The sequence below is a fragment of the Promicromonospora sp. NPDC057488 genome, assembly GCF_042802395.1.
Classification (GTDB): domain Bacteria; phylum Actinomycetota; class Actinomycetes; order Actinomycetales; family Cellulomonadaceae; genus Promicromonospora.
The window spans coordinates 1-22,107 of record NZ_JBHVEG010000018.1; the positions used below are offsets into that span (position 1 = coordinate 1).

The window sequence follows — 22,107 nt, forward strand, 5'->3', positions numbered from 1 at the left end:
GTGGTTTTCCCCCCGCTCCACCGGTGGGGGGGCGCCGCCCCGCGTTGGGGGGGCTGCCGCCCGGCACGGGGGGTTCGCGCCCCACGGGGGGGCCGGCCCGACTCGGCGGGCCCCTCCTGGAGTTCGGACAGCGACCTGAGGTCAGCTCCCCTGCTTGTTCTCCCCCGGCGGAACCTTGTCCACGACGGGCTCGTCCACGACCGGCGGGGTCGGCGCGGCGTCCTCCGGCTCCGGGGTTGCCGACGGTGCGTCGGCAGCGCTGTCGGAGCTGCTGATGCCGGCCTTCTGCGCGGCGTCGGACACCGCGCTGCTGGCCTTCTGCGCCGTCGACCTGGCCGCGTCGATCACGGGTGCGGCCTTCTCCTTGGCGGCGTCGATCACCGGTGCGGCCTTCTCGAGCACCGGGCCGGCCTTCTCCTTCGCCGCCTCGAACGCGGGGCTCGCGGCCGAGTAGGCCCGGGCACCGAGGTCCTTGGCCGTCTGCGCGGCCTTGGCCCCGGCCTCGCGGCCCTTGGCCATGGCGGAACCTGCGCCGGAGGAGTGCTTGGCGGCGCCGTCGGAGTAGTCCGCTCCCGAGCTCTGCTCCCAGGGCTCGGCCCACGGGTCGGTCTGCGGCTGCGCGCGCTTCCAGAACACGTAGCCCGCGACGGCCGCGCCGCCTGCGGCCAGCGCGATGAGCCAGCCCTTCCGGGACTTCTTGCTCGCCTTGTCCGCCGCGTCCGTGACGGTCGCGGCGAGCGAGGCCTTGCCCTGTGCTGCCGCGGCGTTGTCCGCAGCGGCGTTGAACGCGGAGACCATCTTCGGGAGCAGGTCGTCCACGAGCTTGTCGTGTGCGGAGTCGATGAGCGGCGCGGCCTTGCCGGCCGCCTTCTCGACCTGGGGCGCGGCGGCCTGGACGCTGTCCTGCCAGGCCTTCTCCGCGCGTGGTGTCAGCCACGCGATGAAGTCGTGCACGCGGGGCTGGGCCCAGTCCTTCGCGTTCGAGGCCCGGTCCTTGGCCTGGGCCGCGAACGACCCGGCCTGTGTCGCGGCCTTGGAGCTGACGTCGGAAAGCAGAGCTGTGGCCTCCGCGGCCTTCTCCTTGACCTTCTCGGTGTCGATCTTGCTCGTGTCCACGTAGTCGGTCACCTTCTTGCGGGTCATGTAACTCCCCCCGAACTGTTCAATACTCCTCAAGGTGCCACTCTGCCATCGCCTGACGTTACTGGCGAGGGCGGGCGGCGCCGCTGCAGCACCTGCGGGCCGCTCCGTGGGAGGATTGATACATGTTCGCAATCCTGCACACCACCTCCGGTGACATCCGCATCGAGCTCTTCCCGAACCACGCGCCCAAGACTGTCGAGAACTTCGTCGGCCTCGCGACGGGTGAGAAGGCCTGGACGGACCCGCGGACGGGCGAGGAGCGCAAGGACCCGTTCTACGACGGCCTGATCTTCCACCGCGTCATCGACGACTTCATGATCCAGGGCGGCTGCCCGCTCGGGACGGGAACCGGCGGCCCGGGGTACACGTTCAACGACGAGATCCACCCGGAGCTCCAGTTCAACGAGAAGTACATCCTCGCGATGGCCAACGCCGGCAAGCGCCGGAACCCGGTCACCGGCGAGATCGAGGGCACCAACGGATCCCAGTTCTTCCTCACCACCGCGGAGACCCCGTGGCTGAACGGCAAGCACACGATCTTCGGCAAGGTCGCGGACGACGAGTCGCGTGCCGTCGTCGACCAGGTCGGCAAGACGCGTACGCGTCCCGGCGACCGCCCCGTCGACGACATCACGATCGAGTCCGTCACCATCGAGCCCTGAGCCACGGGGGCGCGCCGGCGCCGTCGGACCGGACCCGCACGACCTGAGCACCGATGACCGAGGGGACTGAGGACGTATCGCGATGAACGACCCGGCCGCCGAGGAGCCGACCGAGGCCGAGGCTCCCGTCTGCCCGCGACACCCCGACCGGGTGTCCTACGTGCGCTGCCAGCGCTGTGGCCGGCCGACGTGTCCCGAGTGCCAGCGGCCGGCCGCGGTCGGCATCCAGTGCGTCGACTGCGTCCGCGAGTCGAAGCGCGCCGCACCGCGCATCCGGACGGTCTTCGGCGGCACGGCCACCGCCACGGCGAACGGCCGGCCGGTCGTCACGCTCACGATCATCGGCATCTGCGTGGTGAGCTGGGTGCTGCAGCTGGTGACGGGAGGTGTGTGGACGCAGGCGCTGTGGTTCTTGCCCTGGCAAGGCGCCATGGAGCCGTGGCGCTTCCTCACGGCGTCGTTCCTGCACTCCACGTCGCCGCTGCACATCCTGTTCAACATGTACGCGCTGTGGATAACCGGCCAGTTCCTCGAGCCGCTGCTCGGCCGGGCGCGGTTCGTCATCCTGTGCCTGCTGTCCGCCGTGGGCGGCTCGGTCGGCGTGCTGCTCCTCGCGGGCGACCCGTCGACGTCGGGCGCCTGGTTCACGCCCGTCGTGGGCGCGTCCGGGATGGTTTTCGGCCTGTTCGGGGCCATGCTCCCGGTCATGCGCAGGCTCGGCCGCAGCATGGGTCAGGTGCTCGTCCTGCTCGCGATCAACGGCGCCATCGGGTTCTGGGTGCCGAACATCGCGTGGCAGGCGCACCTCGGCGGCCTCGTCACCGGTGCGCTCGTGGCGACCGCCTACGCGTACGCGCCCAAGGAGCGCCGCGACCTCGTCGGCTGGCTGGTCCCGGTGGTCGGCATCGCCGTGCTCATCGGTCTCGCGGTGTGGCGCTACAGCTCCGTCGGCCTCCTGTGAACAGGCGGACGGAGCAGCTGGCGGTGTATCACCGCTCTCTTTTCCCCAGCTTTACCCACAGCTGTGGATAAATGGGTACACAGCTCCGCGGCCGCCTCTGTGCGGCCGCGGAGCCGCTGTGTTCAGCGCCAGCGCGTGGTGAGTCCGAAACCCACGATGATCAGGCCGAAGCCGACCGCAAGGTTCCACTGGCCGATCGGCGGGATCGGCAGCGCGAGGTCGGCGCTCGTCAGGTAGTACGTCACGATCCACGCGAGACCGAGGACCATGAGGCCGACCATGACGGGGGCGAGCCAACGCGGGTTGACCGCCTCACCGGGCAGCGCGACCTTGGCCTCGGCCTTGGCGGCCTTGGGCGTGGCCTTCTTCTTGTTGCGGGACTTCGACTCGGGCACGAGGCGGGCTCCTGTCCTGGGGGGTCTGCCCGACGGGTGTGCCGAGCCGACGTCTGCTTGCTCGTGGACTAGCGTAGTGGTCGACAGCCCGAGTCGTGACCAGACGCGTCCGCGGGTTTGTCGAATGTTGCAGGAGGGACGCGTGTGACCGGACCTGAGCCGACCTCCGTGCCGTCGCCCAAGGGCGGCGCGGGAGGCTTCCTTGGTGCACTCACGCACGCGCGCTGGCGCTCCTGGCTGAGCGTGGGTGCCGTCGCCGTGCTGGCCGGCCTCATGTTCAGCGCCAGCGCCCGCCTGGCCGACGGCGGCGGCGCGGGCAACCGCGACCCGCAGGACCTGGCGCAGCTCGTGGACACGGAGACCGACCGGGTCCAGGACCTCACCGACCGCAGCGCCGTGCTGGACCGCGAGATCGAGACGTTGAGCGCCCGCGCCGGCACCACCGTCCCGACGCTCGACGACGACCTGAGCCGGCGCGAGGGCGTGGTCTCCGGGACCGTGCCGGTGCAGGGCGCCGGCCTGACCGTGACCCTCGACGACGCCCCGTCCACCTCGGTCGGTGCGGGCCCGGGGGGCGTGGAGCCGCAGCCGGACGACCTCGTCGTGCACCAGCAGGACCTCCAGCACGTGATCAACGCGCTGTGGAGCGGCGGCGCCGAGGCGATGACCCTCCAGGGCGAGCGCGTGACGTCGACGTCGGCGTTCCGGTGCTCCGGAAACATCCTGCTGCTGCACGGAAAGGTCTTCTCACCACCGTACAAGGTGACGGCTGTGGGAGACCCGGCGAAGATGGAGGCGTCGCTCGACCGATCCGAGGGTGTGCAGACGTACCTCGAGTACGTGGACTGGGTACACCTGGGGTGGGACGTGCGACGTAGCGACCACCTGGACCTCCCCGCGTATGACGGCGGCGGTCTGCAGTACGCGACGGTTCCCGATGGTACGGAGGTCTTTGGATGACCCACGCGCAGGCCGGTCACAACGTGCCCCTGCCCCAGGAGGTGTTCCCCATCGCGTACCAGCGCGGTCCGTCCGGCATGGGGCCCCGCAACGCCCGGCGACCCCGGTCGTCGGGCGGTCCCATGCGGCCTGTCGCCTGGCTCATCGGCGTGATGGGCGAGCTCCTCGTGACGGCGGGGCTGGTGCTCGGGCTGTTCGTGGTGTGGCAGCTCTGGTGGACCGACGTCGAGGGCGCACGCGCCCAGAGCGAGATCATCGCCGGCATGGACTGGGAGGCCGCTCCGACCGGCCCCAAGGCCGCCGTCGAGAACCACGGGCCGCCGCCGGTGATGGAGGAGCCGCCGGAGGCCGGCACCCTGTTCGCGCAGATGTACATCCCGCGGTTCGGCGACGACTACGTCAAGCCGGTCGCAGAGGGCACGGACAAGGCCACGGTGCTCGACACCATCGGCATCGGGCACTACGTGGACACCGCGATGCCGGGCGACCTGGGCAACTTTGCTCTCGCCGCGCACCGCACCACGTACGGCAAGCCGTTCAACCAGATCGCGGAGCTCAAGAACGGCGACGCCCTGGTGGTCCGTACCGAGGACACCTGGTACGTGTACAAGGTCACCGAGTCGAAGATCGTCTACCCGCAGAACGTCGAGGTCATCGCGCCCGTCCCGGGTGTCACCAAGGACGAGCCGATGCCCGAGCTCACCAAGCGGTTCATCACGCTGACCTCGTGCCACCCGATGTTCTCCGCGACCGAGCGGTACATCGTGCACGGTGAGCTCGAGTACTGGTCCCCCGTGGGCGAGGGCAAGCCGAAGGAGCTGATCAGCTGATGTACGGGCTGCTGTGGCGGGCCATCCCCGGCCCCGGTTGGTTCAAGTTCCTGGTCTGCCTCGTGCTGGCGTTCGGCGTGATCGCGGTGTGCTTCACCCAGTTCTTCCCGTGGCTGAGCGACTACATGCCGTTCAACGACACGACCGTGGGCGAGTAGCGGTCCGGGCCGTAGCATGTGGCCATGACGCGCATCCTCGTCGTCGACAACTACGACTCGTTCGTCTACACGATCGTCGGCTACCTCGACCAGATCGGCGCCCGGACCGTGGTGGTCCGGAACGACGCCGTGCCATCGCCCGACGCCGACGGCCGCTACTGGTACGACGGCGACGACGGCGCGCCCGTGCCCTATGACGGCGTGCTCGTCTCCCCCGGGCCGGGTACGCCGGCGGAGGCCGGGGCCTCTGAGGACGTGATCCGCGCCTGTGCCCGGTCCCGTACCCCGATGCTCGGCGTGTGCCTCGGCCACCAGGCGCTGGCCGAGGTGTTCGGCGGCAATGTAACGCACGCACCCGAGCTCATGCACGGCAAGACGAGCCAGGTGTTCGCGGCGGCCGGCGACCTGGCGCAGCCGAGCGTGCTCGCCGGCCTGCCCACGCCGTTCACCGCGACGCGCTACCACTCGCTGGCGGTGACGCCGGACAGCGTCCCGGCCGAGCTCGAGGTCACCGGCACCACCGACTCGGGCATCATCATGGGGCTGCAGCACCGCGAGCTGCCGCTGCACGGCGTCCAGTTCCACCCCGAGTCGGTGCTCACCGAGGGCGGGCACCGGCTGCTGGCCAACTGGCTCGAGATGTGCGGGCTCGACGGCGCCGTCGAGCGGGCAACGGGAATGGCGCCGCTGGTCATCTCCTGACCTGCGACGCCATGTGGTGCTGCGGCCCTGACCGGGAGACCGGTCAGGGCCGCGCGCCTTACGGGATGATGTCCTCGCCGTCGCCCTCGCCGCCGCCCTCCGGGCCGGTCGAGATCACGAGGTTGATGTACGCGCCGATGTCCACGGTGGAACCGGGCTCCGGGTCGGAGCTGATGACCTGGCCCGCCGGGAAGATGTCCGAGGGTTCCTCGGAGGTCTTGTCGCAGGTGATCTGCACGCCGGTGCACGCGACCTGCGCCTCCTCGAGCGTCTTGCCCCGGAGATCCGCCGGGACCGTGGTCTCCTTGGGCTCCGGAGCGCTGGCGAGGTAGACGGTGACGAAGGACCTCTGGTCGACGTCACCCTTGGGGTCGGTGCGCACCACCAGCCCCTCGGAGACGTTCTCGCTCGGCTCTTCCTTGAACTCGTAGCTCAGACCGATGGCCTTGAGCTGCTGCTCGGCGGCCTCACGCGACTGGCCGGTGAGGTCGGGAACGGTGACCTGGCCGGTCGAGAGGTACAGGACGACGTCCGACCCCTCCTGCACGGGCTGACCGGCGCTCGGCTCGCTCTTGGTGACCTGGCCCTGGCTGACGTCCGCGCTGTTCTCCGTCTCGGTGCCGCTGACCGTGAGGTTCAGCTCCTCGAGCTTGGCCCTGGCGTCGGCCTCGGACAGGTTCTTCAGCGCGGGCATGTTGACCTCGCCCGGGGCGCCCGCGACGTACACGGTGACGGTCGAGTCGGGCTCGACCTCCGTGCCTACACCCGGGTCGGTCTTGCCGGTGGTCATGCCCTGGTCGAGGTCGGAGTCCTCGTCGATGGCCTGCTGGAACGTCAGGCCGGCGGCCTCGATCTGCGCCTTCGCCTCGTCCGCGGTGATGCCCTCCGCGATGCTGGGCACGGCGACCGCCGTCGGCTCCTCCTCGCCGCCGCCGTTGATGACCATGGCGATGACGATGGCCGCGACCGCCGCCAGGGCGATCCCGAGCAGCCACCACATCAGCGCCTTGCTCTTCTTCTCGGGCTCGCGCTGGCCGCTGCGGGTCTGCGGGCCCGGGTAGCCGTTGCCCGGCGTGACGGGGCTCTGCTGCGCCGTCGTCTGACCCCAGTTGCCCTGGCCCGGCGTCATGACCTGCGTGGCCCCGTACGCGGGCTGGCCCCCTACCTGGGTCGCGCCCATCATCGCGGCGCCGACCATGGGTGCGGTGACCTGGCCGCCGCGCATCGCGGCCTCCAGGTCGCGGCGGAACTCCGCCGCCGTGCTGTACCGGTGGTCGCGGTCCTTGGTGAGGGCCTTGAGGGTGATGCGGTCGAGCACCTCGGGGACGTCGGTGGCGACCTCCGACGGCCGCTGCGGCTCCTGGCCCACGTGCTGGTAGGCGACGGCGACCGGCGAGTCGCCCTGGAACGGCGGGCGCCCCGTGAGCAGCTCGAACAGCATGCAGCCGGTGGAGTACAGGTCGGACCGCGTGTCCACCTGCTCGCCGCGCGCCTGCTCCGGGGAGAGGTACTGCGCGGTGCCGATCACGGCGTTCGTCTGCGTCATGGTCGCGGCGGAGTCGGCCATGGCCCGGGCGATGCCGAAGTCCATCACCTTGACCGCGCCCGTGGGCGTGATCATCACGTTCGCGGGCTTGATGTCGCGGTGCACGATGCCCGCGTGGTGGGAGTACTCCAGCGCGCTCAGCACGCCGACCGTGATCTCCACGGCCTCCTCGATCGGCACGGCCGAGCCGTCGGTCAGGATGTCGCGGACCGTGTGTCCCTCGACGTACTCCATGACGATGAACGGCACGTGCACGTCCTCGCCGGCGGCGTTCTGGTGGATGTCCTCGCCGGTGTCGTACACGGCGACGACGGCGGGGTGGTTCAGCGCGGCAGCCGACTGCGCCTCACGCCGGAAGCGCGTGAGGAACGACGGGTCGCGTGCCAGGTCGGAACGGAGCACCTTGATCGCGACGGTACGCCCGAGGCGGGTGTCGTGGCCGATGTGCACCTCGGCCATGCCGCCACGGCCGACGAGCTCGCCGACCTCATAACGGCCGGCGAGTACGCGGGGCGTGTTCTCCACCACTCATAGGTCCTTTGATGTCATGGCCGTCGGCCTCAGGGCATACGACTCGTTGAGGAGCATCATCCCAGAAGCGGCCAGTCCGGCCGCTGCCGGGGGATTCAGCGTTTCAGCGTAGATTTCGGAGGAACCCCACGGCTCCCCCAGAGCGCCGTCGTTGCCGCCCCCGGTGATCAGCGTGATGACGAGGACCACGAGCAGCAGCGCGACGAGCGCGACCAGTGGCCAGGACACACGCACCCCCAGACGATCCTCGATCCCGTTCACCCAGCCCTGGATGTCGGACGACAGGCTGCGCCGTCCCTTACCAGGGTGCCCTCCCGAGCGGCCCTGCTGGGGGACCCTTCGCCCGTCCTGGCGTGTCGAGTGCAGGTCGCGGCGCGACGGATAGGAGCGCGCGGTGCCGTTCCCGGCCGCCGGCGGTGGTACGTAGCCGGGCGCTGTCGGGCGGCCGTAGGCGTCCGACCCGTAGGAGCCCGACGTGGTGCCGTAGCCCGCGGAGTCCGTGCCGTACCCGGCGGAGTCCGTGCCGTACGCCCCTGAACCGGGACCGCCCGCCGGGGCGCCGCCCTGACCTGGTGCGTAGGGGCGGCCGTAGGCGTCGGTCCCGTAGGCGCCGGACGTCGTGCCGTACCCGGCCGAGTCCGAGCCGTACGAGCCCGAGCCGAAGGGGCCGGAGCCGTAGCCGCCGGCCGGGGTACCCGTGCCGTAGCCGCCCGACTGCGCGCCCGAGCCGTAGCCGCCGGCCGGCGTGCCCGGGCTGTAGGTGCTGGGCGGCGCCGCCGGACCGGGCGCCGGCTGGGGCGGCGCGGACTGGGCATTTGCCACGGTCGTGTGCCGCCCGCCGCTGGTCGGGCCGAAGGGCGTCTGGCGGCCGCGGGCGTGCGAGGGACCGGGCTGCGGCGCGGAGGACCGGCCGTTGGCAGAGCGCTGCCCGCCGGAGTTCTGGCTGTCCCGGCGCGTGCGCCGCGCGTAGCGCGAGCTGCCGAACGGGTCCTCGGCGATCTCCGCGGCGAGCACGTCGAGGTGCCGCGCGAGCTGGTCGGCCGAGGCGATGCGCTGGGCCGGGTCCTTCTCCAGCATCTGCGTGATGGTCTCGGCGAGCCCGGGGTGCACCGAGGTCGGGAGCAGCGGCATCGGGGCGTTGACGTGCGCGATCGCGATGTCGACCGGCGTCCGGCCGGTGAAGGGGCGTCGGCCCGCGGTCGCCTCGTACGCGACCACGCCGAGCGCGTAGATGTCCGAGGCACCCGTGGCCGACTGGCCCACGGCCTGCTCCGGCGACAGGTACTGCGCCGTGCCCATGACCATGCCCGTGGCCGTCATGGGCACCTGGTTCTGCGCCACCGAGACGCCGAAGTCGGTGATCTTCACCGTGCCGGAGTGCTCCAGCAGGATGTTGCCGGGCTTGACGTCACGGTGCACGACGCCGGCGAGGTGCGCGGCGTGCAGCCCGCGCGCCGTCTGCGCCAGGATCGGCAGCAGCCGGGCGGGCTGGAGCACCGGCTCCCGCTCGAGCAGGTCGGCGAGGGGCTCGCCCAGGACCAGCTCCATGACGAGGTAGCCGGCGCCGTTCTCCTCGCCGTAGTCGAACATCTGCGCGATGTTCGGGTGCACGAGGGTCGACGAGTTCCGGGCCTCCGTGCGCAGGCGACGGAGGAAGTCCTCGTTGCCCGTGTACTCCTCACGGAGCACCTTCACGGCGATCTCGCGCGCGAGCTTCTCGTCGCGCGCTACCCAGACCTCGCCCATGCCGCCCATGGCGATGCGCCGCACCAGCTTGTAGCGATCGCCCAGCGACAGACCCTCGACCGGTCTCATTTCGAGATCGCCGCCTGCATGATCTGCTTGGCGATCGGGCTGGCGAGGGCGCCACCCGTGGTCTCGTTGGTGGACTGGCCCTCGTTCTCCAGGACCACCGCCACCGCGACCTGCGGGTCGTCGGCCGGGGCGAACGAGGTGAACCACAGGGAGGGCGACCGCGGATCGTCCTGCGCCGTGCCGGTCTTGCCGGCCACTGCCACGCCGGGGATCTGCGCCCCCTTGCCCGAGCCGTTGTTGACCACGGCCTCCATCATCTTGGTCAGCCCGTCGGCCGTGGACGACGAGAACGGGCTCTTGTAGCGGCTCGGCTTGGTCTGGCTCACGAGCTCGAGGTCGCTGTCCCGCACGCTCTGGATGAGGTACGGCTCCATGAGGTCGCCGTCGTTCGCGATGGCGGCCGAGATCATGGCGACCTGGAGCGGCGTCATGCGGACGCTGCCCTGGCCGATGCCGGAGAGCGCGATGCGAGCGGCCGAGTCGTCGTCGTCCTCGCCCCCGATCAGGCCAGGGTAGGCGCCGATCGAGGTGGTCATCGGGACCTCGATCGAGTCGGTGAACCCGAACTCCTGGAACATCTTCTGCATGCCGTCCTTGCCGACCTCGTCGGCCAGGTTGAGGAACGCGGTGTTGCAGGAGATCTCCAGCGCCTCCAGGAGCGTCATCTGCTGCGAGCCGGCGCACGGGAAGCCGCCGAAGTTCCCCACGTCCGTCGAGGTGCCCGGCAGGGTGTACGTGTTCGGCGCCGGGATCTTCGTGTCCGGGGTCACGCCGTCGTACTCCATGGCCGCGGCCGCCGTGAGCAGCTTGAACGTCGATCCCGGCGGGAACGTGGCGTTGATCGTGCGGTTGATCGTCGGCCCGTAGACGCTGTACCGCTCCTCGTTGTCCTCGGAGTTGACCTGCGGCTTGGCGTTGATGGCCTTCGTCGCGGCCGCCGTAGCCGCATCGTTGTCGTGCGAGGCGAGCGGGTTCGGGTCGTACGACGGCTTGGAGACCATCGCGAGGATGGCGCCGGTCTTCGGGTCGATGGCGACCGCGGCACCGGTGTAGTCCCCGAGGGCGTCCCAGGCGGCCTTCTGGACCTTGGGGTCGATGGTCAGCTCGACCGAGGAACCCTGCGCCTCCTCACCGGTGATGAGGTTCTGCAGCCGGTCGAGCCACAGCGAGTCGTCCTCGCCCGCCAGGTAGCTGTTCGCGTACCGCTCCATGCCGCTGATCGTGCCGACGACGGAGTAGTAGCCGGTGATCGGCGCGTACACGCGGGCGGCATCGGCGTCGCCGTCCGAGTAGGTGCGCTGGTACTTGTAGTTGTCGTCCACGGGGACGGAGGTGGCGATCGCCTCCCCGCCCTTGACCACGATGGGGCCGCGGTCGCGGGAGAGCGAGCTGTAGGTGCCGCGCACGTTGCGGGGATGGTCGTTCAGGCTCTCCGCCGAGACGAACTGGATCCAGGTGGTCGAGACCATCAGGGCCAGGAACATCACCATGACGACGGTCGACAGGCGGCGCAGGGTCGCGTTCACAGGTCTACCCCCCGGACGATCTGGGTCGCGTCGTCAGGTGTCGAGTTGCGGCCGGCGCCGGCCTCGGTCTCCGCCTGCACCGGTTGCGCGCCGGGGCCACCCACCTCGATGGCACCACCGTTGGAGACGGCTGCGGGCGCCGGCTCGGCCAGCGCGCCGCGGGTGGGCAGGGCCGAGGGGCGGCGGGCGGCGTCGGAGATACGCAGCATGAGGGCGATGACAATCCAGTTCGCGAGCAGGGAGGATCCGCCCTGCGCCATGAACGGCAGGGTCAGGCCTGTGAGCGGGATGAGGCGGGTGATGCCGCCCACCACGACGAAGAGCTGCAGGGCCATCACGAACGCGAGGCCGCCGGCGAGCAGCTTGCCGAAGCCGTCCCGTACGCCCACCGCGTGCCGCAGGCCGCGCTGCACGATCACCAGGTAGATCAGCAGGATCGCGAGCAGGCCGGTGAGGCCGAGCTCCTCGCCCAGGGCGGCGTAGATGAAGTCGGAGAAGGCGAACGGCACGTACTCGGGGTAGCCGCCGCCCCAGCCGGCGCCGAACATGCCGCCGTAGGCCATGGCGAACAGGCCCTGGACCAGCTGGAAGGACGGCCCTTCGATGAGATCGGGATTGAGCGCGTCCAGCCAGATGTTCACGCGGAGCTGGACGTGGCTGAAGATGGACCAGGCCACGACGGCGCCGCCGGCGAACATCACGAGGCCGATGACGATCCAGCCCACGCGGTCCGTGGCGAGGTACAGCATGCCGACGAACAGGCCGAAGAACAGCAGCGAGGTACCGAGGTCCTTCTCGCCGATGAGGACCGCCAGCGACACGGCCCAGACGATGAGGATGGGGCCAAGGTCGCGCAGGCGGGGCAGCTGCAGGCCCAGGAACTTCTTGCCGGCCAGGGCAAGGGTGTCGCGGTTCGCGACCAGGTAGCCCGCGAAGAACACGGCGAACGCGATCTTGGCGAACTCGGCGGGCTGCAGGGAGAACGGACCGATGAAGATCCAGATCTGGGCGCCGTTGATCTCCTTGCCCAGCCCCGGGATCAGGGGCAGGACCACCAGCACGATGCCGACGATCATCGCCGTGTAGGTCAGGCGGCGCATGCTGCGGTGGTCGCGGATCACGAAGAGGGCGACAGCCGCCACGATGATGCCCAGCGCCGTCCACATCAGGTGCCGGGACGCGTTCGCGCCGTCGATGCCGACCAGGTCCTGCCGCAGGATCATCGCCATGCTGACGCTGTTCAGCAGCACCACCGCGGGCAGGATCACCTGGTCGGCGTACGGCGCACGCAGGCGCAGCACGATGTGCATGGTGAACGCCAGCGCGGTCAGGACGATCGAGTACGTCCAGAAGCCCTCGGGCAGGCCGTCCTCGAGCGAGTAGCCCACCATCCACATGCCGCCCATACCGAGCGCGAGCGCGACGACGAGCAGCACCGCCTCCGCCACACGGGCCGGGGCCTTCTCCTCGGGCTGGAGGATGCTCATCCATTGCCCCCGGTGCTCTTGGGCGACGCGTCCGGCGTGGACCTGGGCGACGAGCCGGCGGCCGGCTCCTCGCTCGTGGTCGGCGTCGGCGTGGACGACGGCGTCGGCGAGGCCGACGGCTCCGTCTCCGGGGTGGCCTCGGAGATCAGCCGCTCGGCGCGGCCGCGCGCGTCCTCGAGAGAGTTGGCGCGGATGGTCTCGTTCACCCGGTCGGCGACGAATGCGGGCAGCTCGTCGACGCGGGTGCCCGTGAGCTCGACCGCGGTGGAGAAGGTAAGGGGGCCCGCCGTGGCCGGGATGCCGCGGAATACCGCGACCTGACCGTCGGACTCACCCACGTAGTACTGCATCTGGGTCCAGCGGTAGCCGCCCCAGCCAGCCAGGCCCAGGCCCACGACCAGCAGGAGCACGCTGACCACGGTCAGCCAGGCGCGCTTCTTGCGCACCGGCGTCTCCTCGCCGGACTCCTCGGTCTCGCCGTCGTCCGGCTGGATGTCGGGCTGGTACTGCTCCTCGTCGGAGCCGCCCGCGATCATGGCCTGCTCGAGCGTGTCGGCGAGATTTTCCGGGGCCGTGGGGTCCGTCAGCACGCCCACCGCCACGGGCGCCGGAGCCGGCTGTCCGCCGGGCACCGCGCCGCCCCGGCTGAAGCCGGTCACGGTGTCGCCGTCGATGTCGGAGTGGGGCGCGGCACTCGCGGAGGGCGTGCCGCCGCCCGTGGCGGTCACACCCGCGAGAGCGGCCGAGCCGACGATCTCCGGGGTGACCGTGGCGGTGGTGCTCGCCGCGGCGGCGTCGTCCAGCACGTCCGCGACGACGACGGTGATGTTGTCGGTGCTGCCCGAGCGCATGGCCATCGAGACCAGACGCTCGACGGCGTCGTAGGGCTCGGGAACGGTGTTGAGGACCTCGGCGACCTCGTCGTCCGGCACGAAGCCGGACAGACCGTCGGAGCACAGCATCCAGCGGTCGCCGGGCACCGCCTCGCGGATCGAGAGGTCGGGCGTGAGGTCCAGGTCGAAGTCGCCGAGGACCCGCATGACGACGTTGCGCTGCGGGTGGCTCTCGGCCTCGTCCGGGGTGATCCGGCCGGTGTCGACCAGGTGCTGCACGAAGGTGTGGTCCACCGTGACCTGCGCCAGGGTGCCGTCGCGCAGCAGGTAGGCGCGCGAGTCGCCCAGGTGGGCCATCGCGAGCGTGTTGCCGGACTTGAGCAGCGCGGTGACGGTCGTGCCCATGCCGGCCAGGTCGGGGTCGGCCGTGGTGGCGTCGACGAGGTCCTGCCGGGCACGGTCGATCGTGCGCTCGAGCTCGGACATCGACTGCTCGGAGCTGTGGTCGGGCCGGTCCAGGCCCACGAGGGCCGCGATGGTCAGGGCGGACGCGACGTCGCCGCCGGCGTGCCCGCCCATCCCGTCGGCCACGACGAGGAGGTTGGGCCCCGCGTACGCGGAGTCCTGGTTGTTGGAGCGGACGAGGCCGACGTCGGAGCGCGCGGCATACCGCAAGGTCACGGTCACGTGGTGGTCATCCCTGGAGCTCGACTACGGACTGTCCGATCTGCACGCCCACACCTGGACCGAGGGGGATGACGCCCTGCACCCGCTCCTCACCGATGTAGGTGCCGTTCGTGGAACCGAGGTCCTCCACGAACCACTGGCCGCCCTGGGGGAAGATCCGCGCGTGACGCGACGACGAGTAGTCGTCGTCGAGCACGAGGGTGCAGCTCGGTGCGCGACCGATCAGCACCCCGGACGAGGTCAGCGGGATGGTCGTCCCGGTCAGGGGACCGGCCACGACGACGAGCCGCGAGGGGCCACCGCGCTGGGGCGCGCGGGACGCGCCGCCACCGGGAGCCGGCGTCGGGGCAGGTCCCGCCTGCTCAGGCCGGCGACGCCGGCTGTTGGAGGTGCGTGGTCCTGCCAGGTCGCGCCGGAGCACGGCGACGGCGGAGAGCACGAACACCCACAGCAGCACGAGGTAGCCCAGCCGGAGCAGGGTGAACGTCAGCTCGCTCATCTCGGATTCTTCACCAGTCCTCGTTGTCCGCACCGGACGCGCTGCCGGTCCAGAACATGATGCGGGTACGGCCGATGGTCATCGTGTTGCCATCGAGCAGAGTCGCGGCAGGTACCTGGTGGCCCTCGACGTACAGGCCGTTGGTCGAGCCCATGTCGGTCGCGACGACGCCGTCCGGCGTCACGCGGATCTCGAGGTGCCGCCGGGAGACACCCGGGTCGTCCACCACGATGTCCGCCTCGGCGTCACGCCCGATGACGGTCACCGGCCCGGTGAGCAGGTATCGCTGCCCGTCGATGTCGATGAGCGGGTGCCGCCCGGTCGGCGCGCCGGAGGTAGCCGGGGCCACACTTCCCTGCACGCTGCGCGAGCGCACGGTGAATCGGCCGGGCACCAGCTCGTACTGTTCGTCGAACGTCACGCTCACGGGGCCGACGAACGCATAGTGCTGCGTCGCGGCGTACGCCGTGATGTTGGACGCGAGCTCGTCGGCGAGGGTCTGTGCGCCCCACGCCTCGATCTGGGCGAAGTCGTCGGGAGCGAGCTCGATCGTGAACTCGTTCGGTGCGACGGTACGGTCGCGTCCGACGACCGCGGCACGGTCGTCCAGCTCGCGCCGCAGCCTGCTCGCCAGTTCGACGGGTTTCACTTCGCCACGTCCCACCTTGGCGAACGCGTTGTTCATCATGCGCTCCACGCTCTTCTCGAAGCGGTCCAGGGCGCCCATGCCACCTCCTTCCAGGGTCTGCGCCGGGCAGACTACCTAGATCGTATAGACCGGTAGGTCCCCGCAGACTCCAATACTGTGGATGTCCTGCGGATCTTCTCCGATCTTCCCTCAGGTGGCGCGGCGAGGAGAGGCGTGGGCGGATCCGCACGCTACTAGACCTGCGCCAGGACGTGAACCACTTCACCGTTATTCGATTCGGGATCTGCCTCTGACCCGTGCTAGCGTCTTCCTCGCAGCGCGCGAGTGGCGGAATAGGCAGACGCGCACGGTTCAGGTCCGTGTGCCCGAAAGGGCGTGGGGGTTCAACTCCCCCCTCGCGCACGTTGTACGCAAGGCCCCGGCTCATCGAGTCGGGGCCTTCGTCATGTCCGGGTTTCGCAGCCGCCCGAGCGGCCGGCATGGGTACTTCTCCCCGCGAAATCGTGTGGAGATGGTCGTTCCGTTCGTCTTCCACATGTGCTTCACGGCGGGCACCGGTTCCGTGGGGTCAGACCGACCGCGCGATCTCCAGCCGCCCCGGCCGCTCCACCCCCGCGCCCCGCCCCGGCGGGTACCGTCCGTCCGCCCCCGGCGTCACCGAGCCCAGCACGCTCGGGTGCCGCGCCCCGGTCGCCCCGGGCAGCACACCGGGCAGCCCGTGCCAGGTGTGCCAGCCCAGCACCGCGAACGCCAGGGCCTCCTTGGCCTGGCTCGACACGCCCAGGTCGTCCGACGTCCGGACGGCGACGCCCGGCAGCTCGGCGCGCAGCGCCGCCATGAGTACGGGGTTGCGCGTGCCGCCGCCCGAGGCGACGACCTCGGTCGCGGTGTCGCGGACGGCGTCGGCCACGGTGCGGGCGGTGAGCGCCACGAGCGTGGCGAGCAGGTCCTCCGCCGTCGGCGGCGTGGGGCCGACCCGGTCCAGCAGATAGGAGAGGTGGAACAGCTCCTTGCCTGTCGTCTTCGGTGCGGGCCGCATGTAATAGGGCTCGTCGAGCAGCCGCGCCAGGAGGTCCGGGTGCACCTCGCCGCGGGCGGCGAGCGCGCCGTCGGCGTCGAACGCGAGGCGGCCGCCGGTGACGTGCCTGGTCGCGGCGTCGAGCAGGGCGCAGGCCGGCCCTGTGTCGAAGGCGACCGGGGCGACGTCCGCCGTCGGCAGCACTGTCACGTTCGCGATGCCGCCCAGGTTCAGCGCGACGGCGGTGCCGGGGCGGCCCGCGAGCCAGAGCGCGTCGAACAGCCCGACCAGCGGGGCGCCCTGCCCGCCCGCGGCGACGTCGCGCGTGCGCAGGCCGGAGACGACGGGCAGTCCGGTCGCCTCGGCGATCCACGCGGGTTCGCCGATCTGCAGGGTGCCGCGCACCCGGCCCGCGGCACCGGCGTCGCCGCCCGACACCCAGTGGAAGAGCGTCTGGCCGTGCGAGACGACCAGGTCGGCGCGCCCGTCGCAGAGCTCGTCGACGGCGCGCGCCGCGACGTCGGCGAAGGTCTGACCGACACCGGTGTCGAGGCGGCACAGTGCCTCTGCCGTGGTCGAGGCCGGCGGCAGCGCGGCCACCAGCTCGGCGCGGAGCCCGGCCGGGTAGGGCAGGGAGAGGTGTCCGAGAGGAGTGAGCAGCAGCGTGTCGCCGGCGAGCCGCAGGTCGCACGCGGCGGCGTCGACCCCGTCATGGGATGTGCCGGACATCAAGCCGACCACTCGCAGTGGAGAACGTGTATTTGCTGGTGACAGCGTTGTCCCGGGTATTGGTTCTGCCATCACGACGACTCCTCCGGTCGTGTTTGCACCAGTGTTAGCCCTTACCCCCCGTTTGCGTCACAATCTCCCACATGCTTGACGTCTCGATCGCCCCAGCCCCGGCGCCGGACGCGCCCTTCGAGGACCACATCGAATGGGCCCGCAACGCCCCGGCTATCCCCGCGACACCCGCGGCGCTGTTCACCGGTGGTCTCGACGCCACCCCCGTCGACGACCGTCTCACGACCGACACGCCGAAGTGGGACTACCCCGCCCTGGCGCAGAAGATCGTGCGTGCCTCGCGGGGCGCCGTGCTCGACATCGGCACCGGTGACGGCAACTTCTTCGCGGGCCTCGGCCCGCTGCCGACGGCGTCCGCCGCCACGGAGGTCGGCCCGGCCTTCCTCACTGCCCGACGCCGCCTGGAGCCGCTCGGCGTGGACGTGCGCCGGGTGGAGCCGTCCTGGACCGGTGACGTGCTGCTGCCCTTCTTCGACGGCCAGTTCAGCGTGGTGCTCAGCCGGTTCAGCACCATCGACCCCGACGAGGTGGGCCGTGTGGTCGAGCCCGGCGGCACGTTCATCACCGAGCAGGTGGACACGCGCGACGGCATCGCGCTCAACCGGGCGCTCCGGGTGCCGCTCGGCTGGGACCCGGACGGCGTGACCATCGACGTGATCTCCGACGGGCTCGTCGCCTCCGGGCTCGAGATCGTCGAGGCCAAGGAGTACCCGGGCACGCGCACCTTCAAGGACCTTTCGTCCGTGCTCTGGTACCTGCGGGTCGCGGCGTGGCAGGTGCCCGACCTCGCGGACCTGACGCCGGCCGCCGTCGCCCGGCACGAGGCGGCGCTGCGCGGGCTGCACATGCACTTCGCGACGGGCAACGAGCTGGTGGACGAGGCGCCGCGCATCCTGGTCACGGCGCGTCGGCCCTTCTGAGCTCGGCGTGCCGGGGCCACGCCCCCGGCACGCTCCCCCGGCCTCGGGGCGGTGGGGCGGGCCAGCGGGTGAAGTACGGGGTGAAGTAATTCGAATTCCCGCTAATTCACAGCAAATGCGCTTCTGGTGAGGGCCCGCGCGCGTTAGGTTCGCGGCGCGCGGGACCGACGTCGGTCCTGGCGCCCGTCCCGTCACGGATCACGAAGGACCCCCATGAATCCTGCAGTCCTTGGCGACGCCTCTTCCGCGTCCGCTGTACCCATCAGAAGCGCGGCGCGCCGCTGGCGCGGCACCGCCTCGCTCGCCACCCTGGCGCTGCTCGCGACGCCGTTCGCCGCGGCTCCCGCGTCCGCGGCCGAGGCCGACGGCCCGGTCTTCGACGGCACCCTGACGGTCGACGGCAACGCCGCCGTCGGCTCCGAGCTCACCATCGACCAGACCGGCGGCATCTGGACGCCCGAGCCCGAGAGCCGCGCCTACGCCTGGCTCCTGAGCGACGACGCGCTGCTCGACGCCGGCGACGTCCCCGTCGCCGACGCCGCCACGGAGTCCCTCACCCTGCTGCCCGAGTACCTCGGCAAGTACGTGATCGGCACCGTCACCGGTACGGCCGCCGGCGTCACGGGCGACCGTGTCGAGGCCGCCGCCGTCGGACCCCTGGTGGAGGGCGACCTGGCCGCGGGCACCGCATCCGTCTCGGGCATGGTCCGGGTCGGCACCAAGCTGACCGCCACGACCGCCGGCTGGCCGGCGGGCACCACGTTCGCCTACCGCTGGGTGGTGGGCGGCGCGACCGCCGGTACCGCCTCGACCTTCACGCCTCTGACCACCCAGGCGGGCAAGAGCCTGAAGCTCGAGGTCACGGGCACCAAGGCGGGCTTCGGCTCGCGCACGGTGTCCAGCGCCACCACCACCGTCGCGAAGGCGTCCTTCAGCGCCACGACGGTCACGATCAGCGGCACCGTCAAGGTCGGTGGCCAGGTCAGCGCCAGCACCGGCAACTTCTCCCCCAAGCCCAGCAAGGTGACCTACCGCTGGAAGGCGAACGGGGAGTCGATCTACGGCGCGAACAGCCGCACCCTCACGATCCCCTCGCGGCTGCACGGCGACCGGCTCACCGTCACCGCGACGGCGTACCGGGACGGGTACACGACCCGGAGCGTCACCTCGGCGTCGTCCCTCGTGGCGAAGCCGTTCGCGCGGACGGCCGCCCCGGCGATCAAGGGCACGGCCCGCGTCGGCCAGACGCTGACGGCCTACCGGGGCACCTGGTCGCCGTCGCCGACCTCGGTCAGCTACCGCTGGCTCGCCAACGGCAAGACGATCTCCGGCGCGACGAGCCGTACCTTCAAGCTCACCAGCGCGCAGTACGGCAAGCGGATCTCGGTGCAGGTCACGGGCCGCAAGCACGCCTACCTCACGGCCACCCGCACCAGCTCCGGCACGGCAGTCGTGAAGTGGCCCGTCGGCATCAGCGTGCCGCGCGTGACGAAGAACCCGACGCGGTCCGTCGAGACGGTCGCCGGCCGGACCGTCACGCTCAAGGTCTCCGCGACCGGCGGCAACCTGCGCTACCAGTGGCAGCGGTGGACGCCGGCGAACCCCAAGTGGACCAACATGTCCGGCAAGACCAGCTCGACGCTCAAGTTCACCGCTTCGACGTCCTACGAGCTCAACCGGATCCGCGTGGTCGTGACCAACATGGCCGGCCGGGACACCAGCGCGGGCACCTACGTGTGGATCCAGTCCTCGCTGTCGCGCCCGTTCCCGACGAACCAGTGGTTCAGCCTGTGGAACTACAACGCGGCCGTCTCCCCGTCCGTGGACGACTACCAGGGCTACCTCGCGGCCCAGGTCTACATCTGCGCGTCGCCCGGCTACTACGCGAGCAGCGACCTCAGCGTCCGGTTCGTCGGCAGCAACGGCCGGGTCTACGCCGACGCCGGCTCGGAGATGGGCGACCACCTCTCGTGGGGCGTCCCGCTCGACGCGGACGGCTGCGGCTGGTTCGTCGCGTACTCCAACGCCCCGCAGTCGGTGCGCGAGGGCGGCCGGTGGCGCATCACCGACAGCTCGGACGGGCAGACCACCACGCAGTACGCCGCGTACCAGCGGGACAGCTCCGTCAGCGTGAACTCCGCCGCCCGGAACAGCCTCGGCGCCACGGCCACCGGGCTCGGCGTCGCCGGCCCGGCGGACGTCGCCCCGCTGGCCGGGTTCCGGCCCATGGTCACGAACTGACCCCCAGGAGGCCGGCGACGGCCTCCGCCATCGCTTCCGGCGGCACGTCCGCCCCGTGACCGGGCAGCGTCACCCGACGCGCCGCCGGAAGCACCGCCGCCAGGGACCGCGCAGCCGTCGCGGTCCCGGCGGCGCTCGCGGCAGCGTGGGCCACCACCACCGGCTGCCCGATGCGGTGCCAGCGCCCCATCAGGGCTCGCCGGCCCAGGGCGATCTCGGCGAGCACCCGGCCGTCGTACGCGATGGTCGGCGCGATCGACTCCAGGTCCGCCCACGACGGCGACACCCGCATGCGCGGCACCAGCCGGCACGGCATGCCCACCAGGTCGAGGAACAGCTCGACGGCGCTGCCCGGGTCGCCCGCCTCGACGCAGGCCTCCACCCCCGCGATCATCCGGGGGTCGGTGGGCGGCTCGCCGCCGGCGACGTCGTACCCCGGTTCGTAGCACAGGACGCCGGTGACGCAGGAGCCCAGGTCGGCCGCCGCGCGCAGCGCGAGGAACGCGCCCGTCGAGATGCCCAGGAGCGCTGCCGGGCCCGTGACCTGCAACAGCGCCGCGATGTCGTCCACCTCGCGGTCCACGCCGTACGGCGCTGTGTCGCCGCTGCCGCCCCGGCCGCGCCGGTCGTACCGGAGCGTCGTCACCCGGTCGCCCAGCAGCGACGCCACCGCGAGCGTGACGGGCATCCGGTGCGCGAGCACGCCGTCGACCACCACCACCGCCGGCGCCAGGCCGCGGGCCGGCCCGGTGAGGTCGAACGCGATCCGCGTGCCGTCGGCCGACGTCGTGCAGGCGTCCACGGTGGTGATGGTCATGCAGGGCAGACGGGGCGCTCTGCCGAAACTCGTCGCTCGGCCGTACGCCCGGGCCCCGGATTTCGCCGCGAGGAAAAAACCTGTGCATACGCAAAGAGGCGGCGTAGGTTCATTCGCACATGAGAAGGGAGGTGATCCGAGAAGTGATTTCACATCGGACCCATGAGGTGGTCGCGCGCTAGTCGCGTGACGCTGTAGGCGTTTCGCGCCGACGGCGGTCGGTGGGCTCAGCACGGGGCCTTCCGGACGTTCAGGCGCACGGGACACTGGTGGCGATTTCCTCGCGACCACCGGAGCCCGCGGGTGCCGTGCCCTCGTCCAGCACGGCTGACATTCGTCGCCCCGCGGGCTTTCCCCTGCCACCGGGGAGAATGAGCGCGTGACTGCTTACCGCGTGATGACCGTCTGCACCGGGAACATCTGCCGCTCCCCCATGGCCGAGATCGTGCTCCGGGACCGCTTCGAGGCCGCGGGCCTGGGCGACGCCGTGGTCGTCGACTCGACCGGCGTGAGCGACGAGGAGCACGGCAACCCCGTGGACCGGCGCGCCCGCGCCGTCCTCGCCGCGCACGGCTACGCCACGGGCGACGGCCACGAGGCACGACAGGTGACGCGGCACGACGTCGGCTCGCGGGACCTGGTGCTCGCTATGACGACGCGCCACGCGCAGGCCCTGCGGAACCTCGCCGGCCGCGCCCGGGCTGACGCGGACATCCGGATGTACCGGTCGTTCGACCCCGCCGCCGACGGCCTCCCGGAGCACCGGCTGGACATCGCCGACCCCTGGTACGGCGGGCCCGAGGACTTCGAGGAGTGCCTCGCCGAGATCGAGGCGGCGGCGGACGGCGTCGTCGAGTTCGTCCGGACGGAGCTCGGCGTCTCCTCGGACGCCTGAGGCAAGTTTCACCCTGCTCCACCCGGCCCGC

Annotated in this window: 20 protein-coding genes and 1 tRNA gene; 10 read left to right on the plus strand and 11 right to left on the minus strand. The window is 71.2% G+C overall.

What is annotated here, in order from left to right; translation table 11 throughout:
• Positions 1-141: 141 nt before the first annotated feature.
• Positions 142-1,143 (minus strand): hypothetical protein, encoded by a 1,002-nt coding sequence (locus ACFU5G_RS05800; protein WP_377241702.1) that lies wholly within the window; start codon positions 1,141-1,143, stop codon positions 142-144.
• A gap of 122 nt (positions 1,144-1,265) precedes the next feature.
• Here ACFU5G_RS05800 and ACFU5G_RS05805 point away from each other — a divergent pair, with 122 nt between their 5' ends.
• Both ACFU5G_RS05805 and ACFU5G_RS05810 read left to right on the plus strand, forming a co-directional pair.
• On the plus strand, positions 1,266-1,805 hold the full coding sequence (locus ACFU5G_RS05805; protein WP_020017318.1) for a peptidylprolyl isomerase: 540 nt from the start codon (positions 1,266-1,268) through the stop codon (positions 1,803-1,805).
• An 82-nt stretch (positions 1,806-1,887) separates the two neighbouring features.
• Positions 1,888-2,766, plus strand: coding sequence for a rhomboid family intramembrane serine protease (locus ACFU5G_RS05810; RefSeq protein WP_377241704.1), 879 nt, complete (start codon positions 1,888-1,890; stop codon positions 2,764-2,766).
• Positions 2,767-2,888: 122 nt separating this feature from the next.
• On the opposite strand, the gene ACFU5G_RS05815 is transcribed toward ACFU5G_RS05810, so the two are convergent.
• Complete coding sequence (locus tag ACFU5G_RS05815) at positions 2,889-3,161, minus strand: cell division protein CrgA (RefSeq protein WP_020017316.1); 273 nt, start codon at positions 3,159-3,161, stop codon at positions 2,889-2,891.
• Positions 3,162-3,305: 144 nt separating this feature from the next.
• Between ACFU5G_RS05815 and ACFU5G_RS05820 the strand changes: the two genes are divergently transcribed.
• From ACFU5G_RS05820 to ACFU5G_RS05835, 4 genes are read left to right on the plus strand one after another with little or no spacing between them, the layout of a single operon-like run.
• A complete protein-coding gene (locus ACFU5G_RS05820) occupies positions 3,306-4,121 on the plus strand; it encodes a DUF881 domain-containing protein (RefSeq protein ID WP_377241706.1) in 816 nt (271 codons plus the stop codon).
• Entirely contained in the window at positions 4,118-4,951 is an 834-nt protein-coding gene (locus ACFU5G_RS05825; protein ID WP_377241708.1) for a class E sortase, read from the plus strand. Before ACFU5G_RS05820 ends, ACFU5G_RS05825 begins: the two co-directional genes overlap by 4 nt.
• Positions 4,951-5,109 carry a hypothetical protein gene (locus ACFU5G_RS05830; RefSeq protein WP_020017313.1) on the plus strand — a complete coding sequence of 53 codons (159 nt, stop codon included), beginning with the start codon at positions 4,951-4,953 and terminating at the stop codon, positions 5,107-5,109. Before ACFU5G_RS05825 ends, ACFU5G_RS05830 begins: the two co-directional genes overlap by 1 nt.
• Before the next feature lie 24 nt (positions 5,110-5,133).
• Positions 5,134-5,811, plus strand: coding sequence for an anthranilate synthase component II (locus tag ACFU5G_RS05835; RefSeq protein WP_377241710.1), 678 nt, complete (start codon positions 5,134-5,136; stop codon positions 5,809-5,811).
• Between the two features lie 58 nt (positions 5,812-5,869).
• Here ACFU5G_RS05835 and pknB read toward each other — a convergent pair whose 3' ends face one another.
• Genes pknB through ACFU5G_RS05870 form a run of 7 tightly spaced genes read right to left on the minus strand, consistent with a single transcriptional unit; the run spans position 5,870 to position 15,462 of the window.
• Positions 5,870-7,885: a Stk1 family PASTA domain-containing Ser/Thr kinase gene (pknB, locus tag ACFU5G_RS05840; RefSeq protein WP_377241712.1), complete on the minus strand. Its 2,016-nt coding sequence runs from the start codon at positions 7,883-7,885 to the stop codon at positions 5,870-5,872.
• The gene (locus ACFU5G_RS05845; protein ID WP_377241714.1) at positions 7,886-9,703 is read right to left on the minus strand and encodes a protein kinase; all 1,818 of its coding nucleotides are present in this window, start codon (positions 9,701-9,703) and stop codon (positions 7,886-7,888) included. It abuts the gene before it with no gap.
• Positions 9,700-11,229: a peptidoglycan D,D-transpeptidase FtsI family protein gene (locus ACFU5G_RS05850; protein ID WP_377241716.1), complete on the minus strand. Its 1,530-nt coding sequence runs from the start codon at positions 11,227-11,229 to the stop codon at positions 9,700-9,702. Before ACFU5G_RS05850 ends, ACFU5G_RS05845 begins: the two co-directional genes overlap by 4 nt.
• Complete coding sequence (locus tag ACFU5G_RS05855; protein WP_377241718.1) at positions 11,226-12,716, minus strand: FtsW/RodA/SpoVE family cell cycle protein; 1,491 nt, start codon at positions 12,714-12,716, stop codon at positions 11,226-11,228. Before ACFU5G_RS05855 ends, ACFU5G_RS05850 begins: the two co-directional genes overlap by 4 nt.
• Entirely contained in the window at positions 12,713-14,236 is a 1,524-nt protein-coding gene (locus tag ACFU5G_RS05860) for a PP2C family protein-serine/threonine phosphatase (protein WP_377241720.1), read from the minus strand. The genes ACFU5G_RS05855 and ACFU5G_RS05860 overlap by 4 nt, the downstream gene beginning before the upstream one ends.
• Before the next feature lie 7 nt (positions 14,237-14,243).
• The gene (locus ACFU5G_RS05865) at positions 14,244-14,735 is read right to left on the minus strand and encodes an FHA domain-containing protein (RefSeq protein WP_020017307.1); all 492 of its coding nucleotides are present in this window, start codon (positions 14,733-14,735) and stop codon (positions 14,244-14,246) included.
• 10 nt (positions 14,736-14,745) lie between these two features.
• On the minus strand, positions 14,746-15,462 hold the full coding sequence (locus tag ACFU5G_RS05870; RefSeq protein WP_020017306.1) for a DUF3662 and FHA domain-containing protein: 717 nt from the start codon (positions 15,460-15,462) through the stop codon (positions 14,746-14,748).
• Positions 15,463-15,702: 240 nt separating this feature from the next.
• Here ACFU5G_RS05870 and ACFU5G_RS05875 point away from each other — a divergent pair.
• Positions 15,703-15,786, plus strand: a tRNA-Leu gene (locus ACFU5G_RS05875).
• 166 nt (positions 15,787-15,952) lie between these two features.
• Here the strand turns inward: ACFU5G_RS05875 and ACFU5G_RS05880 are convergent.
• Positions 15,953-17,203, minus strand: a complete 1,251-nt coding sequence (locus ACFU5G_RS05880; RefSeq protein ID WP_377241722.1) for an anhydro-N-acetylmuramic acid kinase — start codon at positions 17,201-17,203, stop codon at positions 15,953-15,955.
• Positions 17,204-17,274: 71 nt separating this feature from the next.
• Here ACFU5G_RS05880 and ACFU5G_RS05885 point away from each other — a divergent pair, with 71 nt between their 5' ends.
• Positions 17,275-18,123 carry a class I SAM-dependent methyltransferase gene (locus tag ACFU5G_RS05885; protein WP_377241724.1) on the plus strand — a complete coding sequence of 283 codons (849 nt, stop codon included), beginning with the start codon at positions 17,275-17,277 and terminating at the stop codon, positions 18,121-18,123.
• A gap of 213 nt (positions 18,124-18,336) precedes the next feature.
• Positions 18,337-20,364, plus strand: a complete 2,028-nt coding sequence (locus ACFU5G_RS05890) for a hypothetical protein (RefSeq protein ID WP_377241726.1) — start codon at positions 18,337-18,339, stop codon at positions 20,362-20,364.
• Here the strand turns inward: ACFU5G_RS05890 and ACFU5G_RS05895 are convergent.
• Entirely contained in the window at positions 20,354-21,181 is an 828-nt protein-coding gene (locus ACFU5G_RS05895; protein WP_377241729.1) for an alpha/beta fold hydrolase, read from the minus strand. The two genes, ACFU5G_RS05890 and ACFU5G_RS05895, sit on opposite strands and share 11 nt — an antisense overlap.
• 397 nt (positions 21,182-21,578) lie before the next feature.
• Between ACFU5G_RS05895 and ACFU5G_RS05900 the strand changes: the two genes are divergently transcribed.
• Positions 21,579-22,076 carry a low molecular weight protein-tyrosine-phosphatase gene (locus ACFU5G_RS05900; protein WP_377241790.1) on the plus strand — a complete coding sequence of 166 codons (498 nt, stop codon included), beginning with the start codon at positions 21,579-21,581 and terminating at the stop codon, positions 22,074-22,076.
• Positions 22,077-22,107 lie beyond the last annotated feature (31 nt).